The organism is Shewanella halifaxensis HAW-EB4, from assembly GCF_000019185.1.
GTDB lineage: Bacteria > Pseudomonadota > Gammaproteobacteria > Enterobacterales > Shewanellaceae > Shewanella > Shewanella halifaxensis.
This window is the reverse complement of sequence record NC_010334.1, coordinates 3,337,645-3,355,653: the sequence shown is the minus strand read 5'-3', so window position 1 is coordinate 3,355,653 and position 18,009 is coordinate 3,337,645. Positions and strand designations below refer to the sequence as shown.

Genomic DNA, 18,009 nt, shown 5'->3' with positions numbered 1-18,009 from the left:
TTTATTTCTTTGGTTTTCCTATAAGGCTTGAACTTTGGTTCTAAGCTTGTTATAAAAAGCCTCCGCAGACCGCTCTAGACAAGGATTTGGGTGCGGCGCACAAATTACATTCAAGGGGATGACATGAACAAATCTGAACTAATCGAGAAAATCGCTTCTGGTGCTGACATTTCTAAAGCGGCAGCTGGCCGTGCATTAGACTCTTTCATCGGCGCTGTTACTGACGGCCTTAAAGAAGGCGATAAGATTGCTCTTGTTGGTTTCGGTACTTTCGAAGTGCGTCAACGTGCAGAGCGTACTGGTCGTAACCCACAAACGGGTAAAGAGATCAAAATCGCTGCAGCAAATATTCCAGCATTCAAAGCTGGTAAAGCTCTAAAAGACGCTGTTAACTAATAAAAGTTAGCAATGCAGCCTTTGTAAGGCTATTGTAAGAAAGCACTGTTTTAACAGTGCTTTCTACAAATAGAAAGGGCATAAATTAAGTATCACCTTAATTTCGCCAGCAGGAGTTTGAAGATTTTGGTATTTTCTCCTCCTTTAAATTACAAAAAGGCGCATCCAAACAGTGATGCGCCTTTTTATTATATTAATCGCAACAAGCGAGAAGTCTGATGTTAGAAAAGATTCGCGAAGGCTCACAAGGTGTCATTGCTAAAAGTATATTAGTCCTTGTGATACTTTCTTTTGCATTTACCGGTGTAAGTAGTTATTTGGGTTCTTCAACTGAGGTTGCAGCTGCTACCGTAAATGGTGAAGAGATCAGCAACTCAGCTTTAGAGCAAGCATATCAAAATGAACGTAGTCGTTTAGAGCAACAGTTAGGCGATATGTTTGCCACACTGTCAGCTGATGATAACTACATGCAAAGCGTTAAGCAAAGCGTTTTAGAGCGTTTAGTGGCTGAGACGTTATTAGACCAAAATGCGGCTGAGTTAGGATTGCGCGTATCTGATGAGCAGATTAAAGCGGCAATTATGACAGAGCCTGCATTCCAAACTGACGGCCGTTTCGATAACGATCGTTACCAAGCTATTCTGCGTCAGTTAGGTTATCAGGCGAACTCTTTCCGCGACATGATGCGTACCGATATGACTCGCCGTCAGCTTGTTGCTACCTTAGTGGGTTCTGAATTTGTTTTACCTGGTGAAGCCAAGTATTTGGCCGATCTTCAAGGTCAGACACGTGATATCGACTACAAGGTTATCGATGCGACTCCTTTCCTAGCTGACATCAGTGTTACCGATGAGCAGATCAAGACTTATTACGATTCAAATCTAGACCAATTTATTCGTCCAGAAGTCGTTAGTCTTGACTACATCGAGCTTGATGCAAAAGATCTAGCTAAAGATGTAAAAGTAACCGATGCTGACGCACAAGCTTATTATGACGAGCATAAAGCTAACTACACACAAGCTGAGAAGCGCTTAGCGGCGCATATCCTTGTTCAAGCTGGTGACGATGACGCAGCGGCTAAAGCGAAAGCCGAAGCTATCTATAAGCAACTTCAAGACGGTGCTGACTTCGCAGAACTTGCAAAGACAGAATCTGAAGATACTTTTAGCGGTGAGCAGGGTGGTCAACTAGATTGGTTTGAAGCGGGTGTTATGGAGCCTGAGTTTGACACCGCACTGTTTGCACTTAATAAAGGTGACTATTCAAATGTTGTGAAAACAAACTTTGGTTATCACATTATTAAGTTGTTGGATATCCAAGCCGGTGCAGAGGCCCCATTTGCTGACGTTAAAGAAAAAATCATTGCTCAACTTCAAGAGAAGCAAGCGGTAGACAAATTCTACGAGTTACAGCAAGTGTTAGCCGATACCAGCTACGAAGTGCCTGATACGCTAGTCGATGCGGCGAAAGATTTAGGTGTTGAGGTTAAGACAACTGTTGAATTTGCACGTACTAATCCACCAGAACTATTTAGCAATCCTGACTTGCTAAAAGAAGCATTCTCTTCGAATGTGTTACTGGATGGTATGAATAGCGATGTGTTAGAAGTAGAGCCAAACCATGTGGTGGTTATTCGCGTGAATACCCATAAAGCTGCGGGCACTATGGACTTAGCTGACGTTCGCAATGCAATCGCTAACCGTTTAAAGCAAGAGCAAGCTAATGAAGCAGCACGCAAGCAAGCTCAAGAGCTGATGACTGCGGTTGAAGCCTCAGGCGTTACCTCAGACTTTATCGTTAAAGATAAGCTTGCACGTTTTGAGCAAGACGTTGATGGCGCGATTGTAAATAAGGCGTTCTCTATGGCACAGCCAAGCGACAAGGCTTCTGTTGATACCGTAGCGCTTGCAAATGGCTACGCAGTCGTAGTGTTGAAGCAAGTTAATGCTGCTGAAGATGTTGATGCAAGCCTTCTTGAAGCGCTTAAACAACGTTTGAACTCCCAGTACAGTGAAAACGATTACCGTGCGGTTATCGCGTCTCTAAAGGCTAAGGGTGAAGTACTTTACCCAGTTGCTGAGTAAGAGCTACTGAGTCAGCACTACTGAATAAATAGAAGTGAGTCTCATATGAGGCAATAAAAAACCGGCTGAAGCCGGTTTTTTTATGGACGTGTATTAGCTAATTTCACCACGAAGCGCGTCGCTTTCACGAAGAGCACGAAGAGCACGAAGATAAAGATTAAAAGCTTGCTGTTGCTTTTCTTCATGATTCTGTGTGGTGAGTCGCTGATGATCCAATAACGATGCGTCAACAGCTCTCATCGATAGCCATAATAACAAACCCGCTAGGCATGCATGTTGTGAAGACACAATAAAAAACGCCGCAATATTACATTGCGGCGTTTACTTCAATACAGGTTAGTATTGGCTAAATCACGAGGTGATTTAGATTGAAACTACATCAAACTTAACGTTTGGGTTAACGTCCGCTTCATAGTCGATACCTTCGATGCCAAATCCGAACAGTTTTAGAAACTCTTCTTTGTATTCACGGTAATCGGTCAACTCTGCCAAGTTTTCGGTAGTCACTAGTGGCCACATATCACGGCAATGCTGCTGGATCTCTTCACGAAGCTCCCAGTCATCAAGGCGTAGGCGATTTGAATCATCCACATCTGCCGCAGTGCCATCAGCTTTAAATAAACGCTCGCTGAACATACGGTTAATTTGTTCGATACAGCCTTCATGTAGGCCTTCAGCGCGCATCTTCTTAAATACCATTGCGATATAAAGCGGCATGACAGGGATTGCCGAGCTTGCTTGAGTCACTACACTCTTTAGCACTGCAACGTTAGCACTGCCGCCAGTTGCTGAAAGCTTAGCGTCTAACGCATGAGCGGCGCGGTCCAAGTCCATCTTGGCTTTACCAAGAGCGCCATGCCAGTAGATAGGCCAAGTTAGCTCGGTACCAATGTAGCTGTAAGCAACGGTTTTGCAGTTGTCTGTTAATACGCCAGCTTCAGACAAGGCTTGCATCCACAGTTCCCAATCTTCGCCGCCCATAACGGTAACGGTATCGGCAATTTCTTGCTCACTCGCAGGCTCTACAGTTGCTTCGATGATGATGTCTTTGTTGGTGTCTACAGCCGTTGCTGTGTAAGTTTCACCGATTGGCTTTAGTGAAGAGCGAATAAGCTCACCAGTGTCAGGCATTTTACGCACCGGAGAGGCGAGTGAATAAACCACCATGTCCACTTGACCTAAGTCTTGCTTGATAAGCTCAATGGCTTTTTGCTTAGCTTGGTGGCTGAATGCATCACAGTTGATGCTTTTAGAATAGAGTCCTTCAGCTTTAGCAAACTTGTCAAATGCAGCAGAGTTATACCAGCCCGCAGTACCAGGTTTAGTTTCTGTACTTGGCTTTTCAAAAAATACACCTAACGTGGCGGCATCGCTACCAAAAGCGGCTGTGATGCGTGAAGAAAGACCGTATCCACTAGACGAGCCTATCACTAATACCTTTTTAGGGCCGTTAGCTATTTTACCTTTAGCTTTGGTAAAGTTGATTTGCTCAAGAACATTGGCTTCACAGCCAACAGGATGGGTCGTAGTACAAATAAAACCACGGATTCTAGGTTTGATGATCATATTTTTTGATTCTCTTAAAAAATTGTCTCTAGGATAATTAAACCGACATCAAATGGCACTCGTTTTTCTTAAAAATCGGCTTTTTTCACAGTGGTTGGAGCAGTTTACTGACTTAAAAACAAGCCTTAGAGGCATAAATCAACGGTTTATGCACAGTAAAGCAGCAAGTAAGATAGTTGCTTATTTTTTGCGAGTAAACAAGCTTTGCTCTTGGATCAGTCTTTGAGTGTATTCATGTTTAGGCGCGTTAAATAACTGCTCTGTAGTTGCCTTCTCGACCATTACACCTTTTTTAAGCACCATGATTTTGTCACTAACATGGCGAATAATATTCATATTATGGGAAACGAAAATATAAGATAAGCCCATATCTTGTTGCAGTTCGAGCAGCAAGTTTAAAATCTGCGATCTTACTGATAGATCAAGCGCAGTTAAGGCTTCGTCGGCAATAATGATTTTTGGATCCAGCATTAACGCTCTTGCTACTGCTACACGCTGTTTCTGGCCCTCAGAGATCATATGCGGGTAAAATTCAACATGTTCGGGTAGTAGGCCAACTTTTCTTAGCTTATCAATAACCTGAGCCTTGCGTTCACTGCTATTGAGCTTGGTATTAAACTTTAAAGGTTCATCCAATAACTCGCCAATTGTTAGTCTTGGATTGAGCGAGGTATTTGGGTCCTGAAAAATCATTCGAATAAGGCGGCAGCGCTGTTTCAGATCGTGTTTATCTAATGGTTCACCTTCGAAGAAGATCTCTCCGCCACTTCTGATTTCTGCACCGACCAAGATTCGAGCGATGGTACTTTTGCCTGAGCCAGCTTCGCCAACAATCGCCAAAGTTTCACCTTGGTTTAACTCAAATGATACCGGTGAAAGCGCTTTGTTATATTGACGCTTAAAACGTTTATAACCAGCGAAATAGCTCTTGCTTAGATCGTTAACTTTAAGAAGTGGTGTCGTCATTACATGGCTCACTGTGATAGGGGAAATGACACGCAAAATAGCGGTCTTTTTTACGACATAAGCTAGGTTTACTGACGCAACGCTTCTGTGCTTGTGGGCAGCGCGGCCCGAGTCGACAACCTATGGGAAGGTGTTGCAATGCTGGTGCCGAGCCTGGCAAGGTTTTCATAACCGACTTGTGGGCTAAAACACCTGAGTAGTCAGGCATGTTGTCGAGTAGAGCTTTAGTATAAGGGTGAAAAGGCTGCTCAAGAACTTCGGATGTTGGTCCTGACTCCATCACTTGGCCACTGTATAGAACCGTGAGTTGATCGCACCAACCTGATAGGGTCTCTAATTCATGGCTAATCAGCAAAATGGACACATTGTGTAGCTGATTAAGCTTACTCAGTAATCTAAATATCTGTGCTTGAGTGCTGAGCTCCATCGAATCTGTTGGCTCATCGGCAATCAACAGGCGTGGCTGATTAGCAATCGCCATAGCAATCATCACTTTTTGGCATTCACCGGCAGAAAGCTCCCAAGCATAACTGCTCATGACCTCTTCAGCGTTTTTAATACCAACTTTATGCAACCACTTTTGAGCTGTCGCTTTACGAGCCTTATTGCGTTTCCAAAATGAAACTTGTTTATCTTTAGGCATGGCTTCAATTAGCTGACTACCCACTTGGATTGCGGGATCTAAGCTGCCAGTTGGATCTTGAAATATCACCGCAATTTCACTGCCCATTAAGTTACGCCGCTGCTTGGTAGACATGTCCATTAGGTTTTGGCCATCCCACATCATACGATCGGCAGTAATGGTCCAGTTATGACCCGGTACCCCTAAAATAGCACGAGCGAGCAGTGTACGACCTGAGCCTGATTCACCCACTAGGCCGTGTAATTCGCCTGGGTTAATCATCAAGCTGACGCGTTCCAAAGCTTTGACTCGCCCATGAGGCGTATCAAGTTCAATGGTGAGGTTACGTATATCGAGTAAAGGCATAGTATTAATTTCTGATGGGCGATAACGCCGATCTCAGACCATCACCGACTAAGTTAATAGCAAGAACGCTACATAAAATCGCAACGCCGGGGATCGTTACAGTCCAGGGGGCAGTCAATAAGTTATCTAATCCTTGAGACACCATAGCGCCCCATTCTGGACTCGGTGCTTGTGCACCAAGATTTAAGAATCCTAGTGCAGCGATGTCCAAAATTGCAGCAGAAATCGCTAACGTAGTTTGAATAATCACGGTTTCCCATACGTTGGGCATAATGACATACCAAAAAACTTGCACGGAGTTTGCTCCGTCTAATTTGGCTGCCGTGACGTAATCTTTTTGCAGCTCTTCGTGCACAGCTTGATGGATGGCTCTGACAAACTGCGGGGTTAAGGCGATACCCACCGCCCAAAATACGTTTTCTAGGCCTGGCCCCATGACGGCGACAACCAAAATGGCTAACAGTAGTGATGGGATCGATAATAAAGCGTCCAGTAAGTGACTCAATATCGACGACTTAAGGCCCTTCATCATGCCGGAAATCGAGCCGATGATAAAACCGACCACTAACGAGGCCAGTACAATACCTAGTGCCATGCCAAAAGTAAGGTGAGCGCCATGGAGCAGACGACTGAAGATATCTCTGCCTAAATCATCGGTGCCAAGGAAGTGTTCAACCGTACCGCTAGCATCCCAAGATGGCGGTAACAGTAGCGCTAACGGGTCTTGCTGTTCGGGTGAAAAGGGGGCAATCCAAGGACCAAATACGGCTAATGTGAGTAAACAACACACAGCCCAAAGCCCCATTAATGCAAAGGGATTATCGGCAAATGCTTGCCACACCTTTTGCATCGGTGAAGGGATGTGGTCTTCTTGATAAATTCTAATTCGCGGCATAGAGCTCTTTCCTGCTTAGCGGATTATAAGCGTTATGAAGTACTTCAATTAAAATACTTAAAAAGATGATGATAAGGGCGACGCCTAACACGCCACCTTGGATAACCGTGTAATCACGCTGATAAATACCTGATACCAACCAACTGCCAACACCCGGCCATGAAAAAATGACTTCAACTATCATGGCGTAACTTGCAAAAGTACCTAACATTAGTCCCAAGTTCTTTAAAACAGGAATGAGTGCGTTTGGCAGTGCATGTCGTAAAACTATTGTTCCAGTGTGCAAACCACGGGCTTCAGCAGCTTTTATGTAAGGTTGCTCCATGATGTTTAGCATTGCAGAACGGGTGATCCGTACAACCACAGTAAAAGGCAGTACCGCTAATGTTATCGACGGTAATATGAGATGAAACAGTGCATCTTGAAACGCCGAAAGGCGATAAATAGAGTCTGAGAGCAGGGTGTCTACCAACATCAATCCGGTTATGGGCTCGATTGCATATAAAAGGTTCATACGTCCTGAGACAGGTAGCCACTCAAGCTGGACACCAAACCATAATGACAGAGTCAACCCCAACCAAAATACGGGAATTGAGTATCCCGTTAGGGTGATCGCCATAATGCTGTGTTGGGTGACTTTATTTTTGCTTAACGAGGCTAGCACTCCTAAAGGTACGCCAAGTAGAGTCGCGATTAGAGCTGCGATGAAAGCCAGCTCGAATGAAGCTGGCAGTGCTTGAGTTAACTCTTCAATAACCGGACGTTGAGAAGTGATAGATAAACCTAAATCACCACTTAAACGCGTCTGTGCATAGGCAATAAACTGTTCTAGTTGATTACCATTTAGCTGATAGGTTTCCTCTGTTTGCTGCAATTGCTCAGCAGTTGGGGCTACAATTCCTGTTAAGGCAAAAGCTTTATTAACTGGGAAATGTTCTGTTGTTACAAACAAAACGCCAACTAATACAAGAGTTGTGGCAAAAAATAGGTTTAATCTGCGTAAAAGATATCGACCCATTATAAGTCTCCCTCAGGCGTAATAATTTTGGCTCGTTCAAATGAGATCCCGCCAAAAGGGGTAAGCTGTGTTTGTTTGACGTTTTTACTCTTAAAAGTCAATTGTGTTGCATGGGCAAAGGTCATCATAGGGATGTGCTCTGCAAATAACGCTTCAGCTTGTTGATAAAGCGCTTTTCGTTTGGGCTCTGAGGTTGTCGCTCTTGCTTTTGCCAAGATGCGATCCATCTCTAGATTGCACCAATGTGCACGGTTACTCGAGGAAGTGAGGGAAGCACAACTCATAATCGGTGAGAAGAAATTGTCTGGATCGCTATTATCGGCATTCCAACCAATCAATACAGAGTCGTAGTCTTTTCGATTAAGCTTTTGGTTAAACACGCTCCAATCATAGGTGACAATATTCACATTCACACCAATATTGGCTAAATCTGCCTGGATTAATTCGGCCGTTTTAAGTGCATTGGGATTATAAATACGCGCCACAGGCATAGCCCAAATATCTATACTTAAATTGGTTATTCCGGCCTCCTTCAATAAGGTGCGTGCCTTTTCTGGGTTATATTGATAAGTACTCTTATTGTAATGGTAAGCCCAAGACTGTGGTGGCAACATACCCGTCGCCTTTATTGCCGTTTCTTGGTACACCGCTCTTAGGATGCTGTGTTTATCGACTGCGTAGGCTAATGCTTGACGTACCCGAACATCATTAAAAGGTTTCTTTTGTGTGTTGAAGGCCCAGAATGCGACATTGAAACCAGGTTGAGTATCAAGCTCAAGGTTAGGGTGTTGCTTAATCACGGGGAGCTCGCCAGCCTTTGGCAGCGCGGAGACGCTGCAATCACCAGTGATCAACTTAGTGAGTCTGGCACTACTTTGTGGCGTGATATTATAAACAAGCTGTTCAAATTCAGGCAAAGTGCGCCAGAAATTGTCATTGCGGTGGTAACGAATAAATTCATTTTTGACATACTTGACCAGTTTAAACGGGCCGGTACCGACTGGCTGTCTATCGAGTCGTTCCGGAGTGCCTTCAACCAGTAGTTTATCGGCATACTCTTTCGATAAAATGACCGAGAACCCGGTTGCTAAATTAGCGAGAAATGATGCATCGCTTTGATCTAAGTGAAAAATGACTTCATCATCGGCAACTTTTTCTATATTGGTGACGGCTTGATTAAAACCGATACTCTGAAAGAAAGGGTAGCCACTTTTTGATACTTGATGGTACGGGTTATCGTTATCGATGATCCGATTAAAAGAAAATAATACATCATCTGCGTTAAATTCGCGTGTTGGTGTAAACCAAGCGGTATGATGGAACTTTACTCCTGAGCGTAACTTAAAGTGATAGCTTAAGCCATCCTCTGAGGTTTCCCAAGAGGTGGCAAGCGCTGGCACGATTTCACCGGAGACGGGATCATAATCGACCAAACTGTCATAGATCTGTTGTGAAGTGGCATCGATAGTGGTCCCAGAGGTCACTAACTGAGGATTAAAGGTCTCAGGGTTGCCTTCCGAGCAGTAGACTAAACCCGCGGGAACTTGCTGTGGCCCACAGGCGGTGAGTAACAAGTTAATCGCAGAGATCCCAGTGATCAACTTTATTCTCTTTAGCAGCTGTTTCATTAAGCAATCATTTTTGAGCTGAACGTTATTGGCTATTTTAACAGTGCCTACTAGCTAACAGCAATTATTTATCCAGCAAGTTGTATTTCTTTAAGATCCCGCGTAGTTGATGGTAGCTCAGCCCTAGTAATTCAGCGGTTTTCTTTTGGTTAAATTGTCCTGCCTCTAACGCTTGTTTTAAGATGCGTACCTCACCTTGCTCACAGTGGGTTTTAAAGTCGATAGGAAAGCTAACGGCTGCGTTTGCTAGTGTACTCGTGTTAGCACTTACTTCGGTGGTGCTATCTGGCGCAGTTACGTTTACCTCCGGCGAAACAATTTGCTGTCGCTCTTTGGTTTTAACGCGTTTAGTTGGACGATAAGGCGATGCAAAGGGGTCGATAATAATTTGTTCTATCGCCGCGTTGGTATCTGCATTTCGGTAGACGCTACGCTCAACAACGTTCTTAAGTTCACGAATATTACCCGGCCACTGATATTCCATCAGCTGTTCGACAGCGCTGCGACTAAAACCTTCAAATAACTCAAGCTTCAACTGTCTTGCCATGCCCACTGCAAAATATTCAGCCAGAGCCATGATATCTTCGCTTCGGTGTCTCAATGGTGGCAAAGTGATCACATCAAAAGCCAATCTATCGAGCAGATCGGGTCTAAACTCTCCAGCTTCTGCAAGCGAGGGCAGATCTTCGTTAGCAGCACAAATGAGTCGCACATTTGTCTGTACTGTTTTACTGCCACCCACTCGTTCAAATTCGCCGTATTCAATCACGCGCAGTAATTTTTCTTGGATAAGCCCTGAGGTATTGGCTAGCTCATCTAAAAATAGGGTGCCGCCATCGGCGCGTTCAAAACGGCCTTCATGCTTTTTACTGGCGCCAGTAAATGCGCCCGCATCGTGGCCAAATAACTCACTTTCGAGTAAATTTTCACTTAATGATGAGCAGTTGAGCTTGATAAAGCTTTGATCCCAACGTTTTGATAAGTAATGTAAACGCTCTGCAATAAGTTCCTTACCTGTGCCGCGTTCACCAATAATGAGCACCGGCTTAGATAAAGGCGCTACTTGAGAAATATGTTCAAGGACTTCCAGTAAGGCATTGGATTGTCCGATAAGATTATCTTGCTGAAATTGATTGCTCACAGTAAGTTTTAGTCTTTCACGCTAATAATTGGTGAAAATAATAATATGATGCTCAGTTTATAAATGAAAGGAAAAGTTAAATAATTGTTTAAGGTGTTGTATTATAAGTGAAAGGCAATGTTGGCACGGAAAGTGGATTATATTTATCGAATCCAACGTTAATTAGAGGAAATTATTATGGGAATCTTTTCACGCTTTGCAGACATCATTAACTCGAATATCAGTTCACTACTCGATAAGGCTGAAGATCCAGAGAAAATGGTTCGTCTGATTATACAAGAGATGGAAGATACGTTAGTTGAAGTGCGCTCTACCTCTGCAAAAGTATTAGCAGAGAAAAAAGAGATCATTCGCCGTATTGCTAAGGTGCAAGAACAGGTACAAGATTGGGAAAGTAAAGCAGAGCTTGCATTGTCGAAAGACCGTGAAGATCTTGCTAAAGCCGCTTTAGTTGAAAAACAGAAAGCCAATGAGCTTGCCCAAACACTTGCTGCAGAGTTAGTGGTTGTTGAAGAGCATATCTTGCGTCTTAAAGAAGAAGTTAACTTGCTACAAGAGAAGCTAGCCGATGCTAAAGCACGTCAAAAGACTATCATCATGCGCAAGCAGACTGCCTCTTCACGTTTAGAAGTAAAGAAGCAGCTTGATTCAAGCAAGATTGATAATGCCATGAGCAAGTTTGAGCAGTATGAGCGCCGCGTAGAGAATCTAGAATCACAAGTTGATTCTTATGATTTAGGCAATAAAAAGTCGCTTAATGATGAGTTTGCGGCCCTAGAAGCTGAAGATTCAGTTAACGCTGAGCTTGAAGCGCTTAAGGCAAAAATGAAGGGAAGCAAAACTAAAGCTAAGTAATAAATGAGATCAGAGGTGAGTTATGAACATGGATATTTTGATGGCCCCAATTATTATTTTTTTAATATTTGTGGCTCCAATATGGCTAATACTTTATTACCGCAGTAAGAAACAGGTTAGCCAGGGACTTACTGAAGAAGAGTTTAGCCAGTTAAATGAGTTGATTGCCAAAGCTGATAAGATGTCACATCGCATCGAGACCTTAGAAGCAATCTTAGACAGTGAGGCACCGCAGTGGAGGAGTCGAAATGATTAAACAACATCGACTCAATACTGTAGACAAGTATCACTATTTAATTAAATAACAAGGAGGAAGTAGAGATGAACGAAGGCAATAGAACGTTATATCGAATTCCTCAGTCAGGTAAAATAGCGGGTGTTTGCGCAGGCATTGCAGATTACTTTAATTTTGAAACTTGGTTAGTTAGAGTGTTAGCCGCTTCAATTTTCTTATTGGGTGGCTCAGGGATTGTACTGATTATCTATGTGTTGCTTTGGATGATTTTGGATATCAAACCTGGCACTGGTAAAAACGAGCTTTCAAACAAAGAAATTGGACTAAAGAAGAAGATTTGGCAGTCGGGTGAGCCAGCTAAAATGGCATTAAGGGACGTAAATAGCCAGTTTAGATCGTTAGAAGTGAGGTTACAAAACCTTGAACGTCACGTCACTTCCGACAATTATGATCTTAAAGATCAAATCAACAATTTATAGATGAATCATCTATAGCGAATCATCTATCAGTTCGATGACGGGGCAGGCTATACTGCCCTAGAACCTTCTCAAACGAGTTTTACTTCATTTTATGGTAAGTCTTAAACGCTCTCTCAAAAAACTCAGTAAGAATACTCAAGCCGTTGCGCTTAGAACAACCGATAGAAACTTACGCCTCGCGGTTACAGGCTTGGCGGGGGCGGGTAAAACAGCGTTTATTACTGGCCTAGTTAACCAACTGCTTCATTCAGGTATTGCTGAAACTAGCTCTCAATTACCCTTATGGCAAGTCGCCCGCGATGGCCGGCTGTATGGCGTAAAGCGCGATATGCAACCGGATTTAACCATTCCAAGTTTTAATTATGATGGCGCAATTAAATCGTTAACGACTGAACCCCGAGTTTGGCCTGTATCTACCCGTAGTATCAGCGAGCTAAGACTCGCCATTAGATATCGTCCAGCTAAAGGCTTGTTATCAAAGATCACCGATAGTGCCACCTTATATTTAGATATTGTCGACTATCCAGGCGAATGGCTACTCGACCTGCCAATGCTAAAGTTATCGTTTCAGCAGTGGTCAAATACTCAGGTAGAAAGAAAGGCTGTCTTTGAGCAGTCAGATTATTACGCACAATTTTCTCAACTGCTAAATAGTATTGATTTAGCCAGCGAAGCTGATGAACTTAAGTTACAACAAATTGCAGATAGTTATCAAAAGTTGCTGCAAGACTGTGTGAATAATCATGGATTTTATTATGCTCAGCCGGGACGCTTATTATTACCCGGAGAGTTAGATGGCACGCCAGTGTTGGCACTGTTTCCACTGCTTGATATCGATGACGTTGGTTTTCAAACACTTGAACAATCAGGGGCTAACAGTTTTTATCACACATTAAAGCAGCGTTATAAAGAGTATGTGAGTCGGGTGGTTAAACCTTTTTATCACGATTACTTTGCCAAATTTGATAGACAGTTACTATTGGTTGATTGTTTTACGCCACTTAACCGTGGCCGGGCTCAATTTGATGACATGAAATCAGCTATCCATGCGGTGATGGAGAGTTTTCAGTTTGGCCAGTCGAGCTTACTTAAAAGGCTGTTTTCACCAAAAATAGACAAGCTGCTGTTTGCAGCCAGTAAAGTTGACCATGTTACTCGTGATCAGCAAGGTAATGTTTTATCTCTGCTGACTCAATTAGTCCATCAAAGTCAGCAACACGCTAAGTTTGAAGGGTGTGAGGTTGAGACTATGGCTATCAGCGCCATTAAATCAACCAGCCATGGCATGGTCAAACAAGATGGAAGCGAAATAGAAGTGGTGCGCGGCACCGAGTTGACCGAGCAGGTACCAGTGACCCTGTTTCCTGGCGAGGTGCCTAAGTCCTTACCTTCTGCCGATTTTTGGGATAATCAGGGCTTTGAATTTGTTAATTTTGCGCCAGCAGTTAATCAGCACCCGCAGCGCAGTAATGCCGACTTTGAGCACATACGTTTAGATCACGTATTGCAGTATTTACTCGGCGATAAATTGAAATAAAGTTAGATAAGATTTTAGGCAAAACGTTAGGCGAGTGAGAGTGTATGTCACAAGGTGAGAGTTCCATTAAAAAGCAGCAACGATTCGACAATAATGACAGCCATAGCAACGATACCGATGTGAAGCTAACTGCGGCTAGTAACTTTGACCCACAGGTTGAATTTATCGAAACAGACAGTCTTTCTGAGCTTGAGCTTGAAACCATAGTCGATGACCGTTTATCCGGTATTGATCCATTAGAGCAAGAAAGTGCAAACGCGCCACGCTTAACGCGTAAACGGGCTTGGTTGGGCAAGTTATGTCTAGCTGGCATCGCTGTGGTCGTGGTTGTGGAAGCCGTTCTTAGCCTACAGGCTGCTTTTTTACAGAGTAGTTGGTTATTTAGCCTTTATGCCAGCGTCACAGGGCTAGTAACACTGTGGGCAGGTAAAATGACTTTTGCTGAATGGCGTAAGCTAAAAGCCTTAAAACATATCGAAGACTCCCAAAGTGTGGGTAACCGTTTAGTGCACAGCATGCAGATGGGAGAGGCCGATCCCTTTATTGATGAGATCATTGAAAAACTGCCTAAAACGGCGCAAGTTAGCCGCTATCTTCAAAGTGCTACAGCTGAACATAACGACGCTGAAAAGCTCAGTTTGTTCGATTCTCTAGTATTAACCGAGCGTGATTTAGTGGCTAAAAAAATCGTGCGCCGTTTTGCTCAGGAGTCTGCCTTATTACTGGCAGCCAGCCCATTAGCTATGTTAGATATGGCGATTATTCTTTGGCGCAACCAGAGCATGATTAATAAACTTGCCGCCTGTTATGGTGTGGAGCTGGGTTATTGGAGCCGAATAAAACTTATTCGTAGCATTATTGGCAATATTATCTACGCCGGTTCGAGCGAGATTATTACCGACTTAGGAACCCAATTATTGTCGGTAGAGATGTCAGGCAAACTATCAGCGAGGCTGGCCCAGGGCTTAGGTGGCGGACTGTTAACGGCAAGGCTCGGCTATCAAGCGATGGCATTATGTCGTCCGCTTGAGTTTACTGCCCAGTCTAAGCCTAAGCTTTCTGGGATCCATAAAGAGCTGCTACTCAGTTTAAAAGAGCTATCGGCGAGCGTACTGTCTAAAACCGTTAAAGCGGAGAAGAGTCAAGTCCATAAAGACTAGTCTTGCATATTCCCCGTACTAAAGGCTTCAGCGCTAACTTATAAGCATTTATATGTTAGCCACTCGCGTAAAAGCATCCACTCATATCAGTCTCCTCCTTAAATATTAAGCCGCTTGTAACATTCAGTTTACAAGCGGCTTAACTCAAATTCGCCTCAAATAGTATGATCTTTAGCCTGAGTAGTTCATGTTGACTGCATAACACTGAACTAGCCCTGTTGTTTGATTTGTTGATGAAATGGCTTGGCAAATTCATTTGAGATTTAAAAGATAAAGCTGACATTCACAACTATTAAAAAGTCAGTGTAGATCAAGTAGGGAGTGCAATATGCAAGATAGATGGAAACTCGCCACAAAAGTGATTCATGCCGGACGGGAAAGTAATCAAGCTGGTGCACTAGTGACGCCATTATGCCAAAGCGCCACTTTTGTGTTTGATAGCGCAGAGCAGGGCGGAGCGAGATTTGCAGGAACTGAGCAAGGTTATATTTATACTCGTTTAGGAAACCCGACTACAGCAGAGCTTGAGCGAAAAATTGCCGCACTTGAAGGCAGTGAAGCTGCAGCCGCTACAGCCTCAGGTATGGCTGCGGTATCGGCGGCGTTGTTAGCCAATTTAAGCCATGGCGACCACTTAGTGGCATCCAATGCCGTATATGGCTGCACCTTCTCACTGATGACCTCACTGTTAACTAAATTCGGCATTGAAGTGACGTTAGTTAACTTCAGTGATGAAGCCGCAATTAAAGCCGCGATAAAACCCAATACCAAAGTGATTTTTTGTGAAACACCGGTAAATCCCCATTTAGATGTGTACAACCTGGATCTAATCGCCGCCATTGCTAAGCAACACAATTTAGTGAGTGTGGTGGATAACACCTTTATGACGCCGTTATTGCAGCAACCGATTAAGCATGGCATCGATATTGTTATTCATAGTGCAACTAAATACCTCAATGGTCACGGTGATGTTATCGCTGGGCTTGTATGCGCGAGTAATGAGCAGATGGAGGTGATTAAATATGAAGTACTAAAGGATGTTGGTGCAGTACTGTCTCCCCATGATGCGTGGCTCATTCTTCGCGGGTTAAAAACCTTAGATGTTCGTCTTGAAAGGCACTGTGATAACGCCGAGAAAGTTGCTAGCTACCTTGAGTACCACCCTAAAGTATCTAAGGTGTACTACCCGACACTTAAAAGCCATCCTGGCCATAAATTGCTTGGCCCGCAGATGCGAAGAGCGGGCGGTGTAATAGCGTTTGAGCTTGACGCAAGCCTTGAAGAATCAATAAAGTTTATTAATCAGTTACCGTTATTTTCTATTGCGGTCAGTCTTGGCGATGCCGAGTCGCTGATCCAGCACCCCGCCTCAATGACACATTCTCCTTATACAGATGAGGAGCGGAGCAGAGCTGGGATCACTGACAATTTACTGAGGATCTCGGTGGGCCTTGAATCCGTAGAAGATATCATTCAAGCACTTGAGGGGGGCTTAGATAAGTTGCACATTAACCAATTGCTATAAAACTCGAATGGTTCAATAAAGTATAAAAAGAGCCCGACCTAAGGTTGGGCTCTTCTGTATTAGGTTAAATATCCCAGAAAGTATGGGCGATGATATAAAGTACTATCATGCTGATAAAGTTGATAATCACACCAGCCTTCATCATTTCCGACTGTTTGATATAACCTGAACCGTAAACGATGGCATTTGGTGGTGTCGCAACAGGTAGCATAAAGGCGCAAGATGCAGCGATACCAATCAACACCGACAGCATCACTGGTGACAGTCCTAACGCTTCGGCTATGGCGGCAAACACAGGAACTAGCAGTGCGGCGCTGGCAGTGTTACTGGCAAATTCAGTTAACATGATGACGAAGGCAATCACAGCAAAAGTGAAAAGTGCCATATGAGTATTACCAAAGATATCGGTGATCCAATGGGCTAAAAATACACTAGTACCAGTCGCTTTAAGCACAGCACTTAAGGTTAAACCGCCACCGAACAGGATCAGTACCCCCCAATCTGTTGTGGTTTCTATTTTCTTCCATTTTACTAAGCCAAGGCCTGCCAATAGCACCACTGCACTCAGTGCCACAATGGTATCGAATTTTGCTATACCGCCTAAGGCTTGTGATATAGGTTTACTGAAAATCCAGCAGCATACTGTTGAGATGAAAATTAGCAGTGTCAATTTGCCTTGGAAGGTCAGTGATTGTTTTTCCTGCTTTATGTCGAAGATCACTGAAAGGTCGGGTTTAAAATACATATAGAGCGCAATAAGCATCATAGGAAGCATAATCGCAACGGTAATAAGACCAAACTCAAGCCAATCAGCAAAAGATAAGCCGACTTGAGCGGCAGCGATAGCATTGGGTGGGCTACCCACCAAGGTACCGATGCCACCGATGTTGGCAGAGTAGGCGATACCCAGCAGTACGAACAGGTAGGTGCTTTTATGTTTAGCGATATCTATTTGGTGCAAGATCCCTAGCGCCAGAGGTAGCATCATAGCCGTTGTAGCCGTGTTGCTGATCCACATCGATAGGCCCGCTGTTATTCCAAATAGCATCAGGCAAGCGACTGATAAGCGCCCTTTAGAGACGGTCAGTACTTTCTGGGCGATGAGTCTATCGATCCCCTGATGGTTAAGTGCAGCAGCTAGCACAAAGCCACCAAAGAAGAGGTAGATAATGGGATTAGCAAAATGACTCATGGCAGATTGGGTTTCGAATACCCCAAATAACACGGCCAAGATTGGAATGAGAATGGCGGTGACACTGATGTGAATGGCTTCTGTTAACCACAGGATTGCCGCAAATACCAGTATGGCCAAGCCTGTATTAACACCCTGGTCGAAGGGGAAGAAGTTATACATCAAAAATAACAGTATGATATCAGCAGCTAAAATGATTAACTTTTTCTGCTGTGTTGACATCTTGCCATCAGTATTGTCGGGTACTTTTGTTGATTCAAATGACATTGTAATGTCCATTATTATTTTAGGTTGCGTCACTCTAATTCAGCTTTAGCTAAGTTCAAAATGTGAGGCAACGTTAA

17 protein-coding genes are annotated in these 18,009 nt (G+C 43.7%); 8 read left to right on the top strand and 9 right to left on the bottom strand.

The genetic code is table 11. The annotated features are described in order from the left end of the window. Positions 1 to 108: 108 nt before the first annotated feature. Positions 109 to 396 carry a nucleoid-associated protein HU-beta gene (gene hupB, locus SHAL_RS14330; protein ID WP_220736800.1) on the top strand — a complete coding sequence of 96 codons (288 nt, stop codon included), beginning with the start codon at positions 109 to 111 and terminating at the stop codon, positions 394 to 396. 218 nt (positions 397 to 614) lie between these two features. Further along, the gene (locus tag SHAL_RS14325) at positions 615 to 2,480 is read left to right on the top strand and encodes a SurA N-terminal domain-containing protein (RefSeq protein WP_012277845.1); all 1,866 of its coding nucleotides are present in this window, start codon (positions 615 to 617) and stop codon (positions 2,478 to 2,480) included. A 93-nt stretch (positions 2,481 to 2,573) separates the two neighbouring features. Here the strand turns inward: SHAL_RS14325 and SHAL_RS23100 are convergent, their stop codons facing one another. The 8 genes from SHAL_RS23100 to pspF form a co-directional block, all read right to left on the bottom strand. Beyond that, the gene (locus SHAL_RS23100; RefSeq protein WP_150102097.1) at positions 2,574 to 2,768 is read right to left on the bottom strand and encodes a hypothetical protein; all 195 of its coding nucleotides are present in this window, start codon (positions 2,766 to 2,768) and stop codon (positions 2,574 to 2,576) included. Between the two features lie 75 nt (positions 2,769 to 2,843). Then, positions 2,844 to 4,046 (bottom strand): enoyl-ACP reductase FabV, encoded by a 1,203-nt coding sequence (fabV, locus tag SHAL_RS14320; protein WP_012277844.1) that lies wholly within the window; start codon positions 4,044 to 4,046, stop codon positions 2,844 to 2,846. Positions 4,047 to 4,226: 180 nt separating this feature from the next. Then, a complete protein-coding gene (locus SHAL_RS14315; protein ID WP_012277843.1) occupies positions 4,227 to 5,012 on the bottom strand; it encodes a peptide ABC transporter ATP-binding protein in 786 nt (261 codons plus the stop codon). Continuing rightward, positions 4,993 to 6,000: a peptide ABC transporter ATP-binding protein gene (locus SHAL_RS14310; protein ID WP_012277842.1), complete on the bottom strand. Its 1,008-nt coding sequence runs from the start codon at positions 5,998 to 6,000 to the stop codon at positions 4,993 to 4,995. The genes SHAL_RS14315 and SHAL_RS14310 overlap by 20 nt, the downstream gene beginning before the upstream one ends. Positions 6,001 to 6,004: 4 nt before the next feature. Further along, positions 6,005 to 6,895 carry an ABC transporter permease subunit gene (locus tag SHAL_RS14305; protein ID WP_012277841.1) on the bottom strand — a complete coding sequence of 297 codons (891 nt, stop codon included), beginning with the start codon at positions 6,893 to 6,895 and terminating at the stop codon, positions 6,005 to 6,007. Continuing rightward, positions 6,882 to 7,913 (bottom strand): ABC transporter permease, encoded by a 1,032-nt coding sequence (locus tag SHAL_RS14300; protein WP_012277840.1) that lies wholly within the window; start codon positions 7,911 to 7,913, stop codon positions 6,882 to 6,884. The genes SHAL_RS14305 and SHAL_RS14300 overlap by 14 nt, the downstream gene beginning before the upstream one ends. Next, on the bottom strand, positions 7,913 to 9,541 hold the full coding sequence (locus tag SHAL_RS14295; RefSeq protein ID WP_012277839.1) for an ABC transporter substrate-binding protein: 1,629 nt from the start codon (positions 9,539 to 9,541) through the stop codon (positions 7,913 to 7,915). Before SHAL_RS14295 ends, SHAL_RS14300 begins: the two co-directional genes overlap by 1 nt. 64 nt (positions 9,542 to 9,605) lie before the next feature. Then, complete coding sequence (gene pspF, locus SHAL_RS14290; RefSeq protein WP_012277838.1) at positions 9,606 to 10,682, bottom strand: phage shock protein operon transcriptional activator; 1,077 nt, start codon at positions 10,680 to 10,682, stop codon at positions 9,606 to 9,608. Positions 10,683 to 10,859: 177 nt separating this feature from the next. Here pspF and pspA point away from each other — a divergent pair, with 177 nt between their 5' ends. The 6 genes from pspA (at position 10,860) to SHAL_RS14260 (ending at position 16,473) form a co-directional block, all read left to right on the top strand. Further along, positions 10,860 to 11,537 carry a phage shock protein PspA gene (gene pspA, locus SHAL_RS14285; protein ID WP_012277837.1) on the top strand — a complete coding sequence of 226 codons (678 nt, stop codon included), beginning with the start codon at positions 10,860 to 10,862 and terminating at the stop codon, positions 11,535 to 11,537. 28 nt (positions 11,538 to 11,565) lie between these two features. After that, positions 11,566 to 11,793 carry an envelope stress response membrane protein PspB gene (gene pspB / locus SHAL_RS14280; protein WP_012277836.1) on the top strand — a complete coding sequence of 76 codons (228 nt, stop codon included), beginning with the start codon at positions 11,566 to 11,568 and terminating at the stop codon, positions 11,791 to 11,793. A 65-nt stretch (positions 11,794 to 11,858) separates the two neighbouring features. After that, positions 11,859 to 12,251, top strand: coding sequence for an envelope stress response membrane protein PspC (gene pspC / locus SHAL_RS14275; protein WP_012277835.1), 393 nt, complete (start codon positions 11,859 to 11,861; stop codon positions 12,249 to 12,251). 91 nt (positions 12,252 to 12,342) lie between these two features. Continuing rightward, complete coding sequence (locus SHAL_RS14270) at positions 12,343 to 13,788, top strand: YcjX family GTP-binding protein (RefSeq protein ID WP_012277834.1); 1,446 nt, start codon at positions 12,343 to 12,345, stop codon at positions 13,786 to 13,788. Positions 13,789 to 13,832: 44 nt separating this feature from the next. Continuing rightward, entirely contained in the window at positions 13,833 to 14,948 is a 1,116-nt protein-coding gene (locus SHAL_RS14265; RefSeq protein WP_012277833.1) for a TIGR01620 family protein, read from the top strand. 328 nt (positions 14,949 to 15,276) lie between these two features. Next, on the top strand, positions 15,277 to 16,473 hold the full coding sequence (locus SHAL_RS14260) for a trans-sulfuration enzyme family protein (RefSeq protein WP_012277832.1): 1,197 nt from the start codon (positions 15,277 to 15,279) through the stop codon (positions 16,471 to 16,473). A 64-nt stretch (positions 16,474 to 16,537) separates the two neighbouring features. On the opposite strand, the gene SHAL_RS14255 is transcribed toward SHAL_RS14260, so the two are convergent. Further along, complete coding sequence (locus SHAL_RS14255; protein ID WP_049763884.1) at positions 16,538 to 17,932, bottom strand: SLC13 family permease; 1,395 nt, start codon at positions 17,930 to 17,932, stop codon at positions 16,538 to 16,540. Between the last annotated feature and the right edge of the window lie 77 nt (positions 17,933 to 18,009).

Excerpts from the sequence above, each read along its gene's own strand:
- SHAL_RS14305 (WP_012277841.1), bottom strand. The coding sequence starts at position 6,895 with ATGCCGCGAATTAGAATTTATCAAGAAGACCACATCCCTTCACCGATG.
- SHAL_RS14315 (WP_012277843.1), bottom strand. The coding sequence starts at position 5,012 with ATGACGACACCACTTCTTAAAGTTAACGATCTAAGCAAGAGCTATTTC.
- SHAL_RS14295 (WP_012277839.1), bottom strand. The coding sequence starts at position 9,541 with ATGAAACAGCTGCTAAAGAGAATAAAGTTGATCACTGGGATCTCTGCG.
- pspB (WP_012277836.1), top strand. The coding sequence starts at position 11,566 with ATGGATATTTTGATGGCCCCAATTATTATTTTTTTAATATTTGTGGCT.
- pspC (WP_012277835.1), top strand. The coding sequence starts at position 11,859 with ATGAACGAAGGCAATAGAACGTTATATCGAATTCCTCAGTCAGGTAAA.
- SHAL_RS14255 (WP_049763884.1), bottom strand. The coding sequence starts at position 17,932 with ATGTCATTTGAATCAACAAAAGTACCCGACAATACTGATGGCAAGATG.
- SHAL_RS14325 (WP_012277845.1), top strand. The coding sequence starts at position 615 with ATGTTAGAAAAGATTCGCGAAGGCTCACAAGGTGTCATTGCTAAAAGT.
- SHAL_RS14310 (WP_012277842.1), bottom strand. The coding sequence starts at position 6,000 with ATGCCTTTACTCGATATACGTAACCTCACCATTGAACTTGATACGCCT.
- SHAL_RS14265 (WP_012277833.1), top strand. The coding sequence starts at position 13,833 with ATGTCACAAGGTGAGAGTTCCATTAAAAAGCAGCAACGATTCGACAAT.
- SHAL_RS14300 (WP_012277840.1), bottom strand. The coding sequence starts at position 7,913 with ATGGGTCGATATCTTTTACGCAGATTAAACCTATTTTTTGCCACAACT.
- fabV (WP_012277844.1), bottom strand. The coding sequence starts at position 4,046 with ATGATCATCAAACCTAGAATCCGTGGTTTTATTTGTACTACGACCCAT.
- SHAL_RS14270 (WP_012277834.1), top strand. The coding sequence starts at position 12,343 with ATGGTAAGTCTTAAACGCTCTCTCAAAAAACTCAGTAAGAATACTCAA.
- SHAL_RS14260 (WP_012277832.1), top strand. The coding sequence starts at position 15,277 with ATGCAAGATAGATGGAAACTCGCCACAAAAGTGATTCATGCCGGACGG.
- pspA (WP_012277837.1), top strand. The coding sequence starts at position 10,860 with ATGGGAATCTTTTCACGCTTTGCAGACATCATTAACTCGAATATCAGT.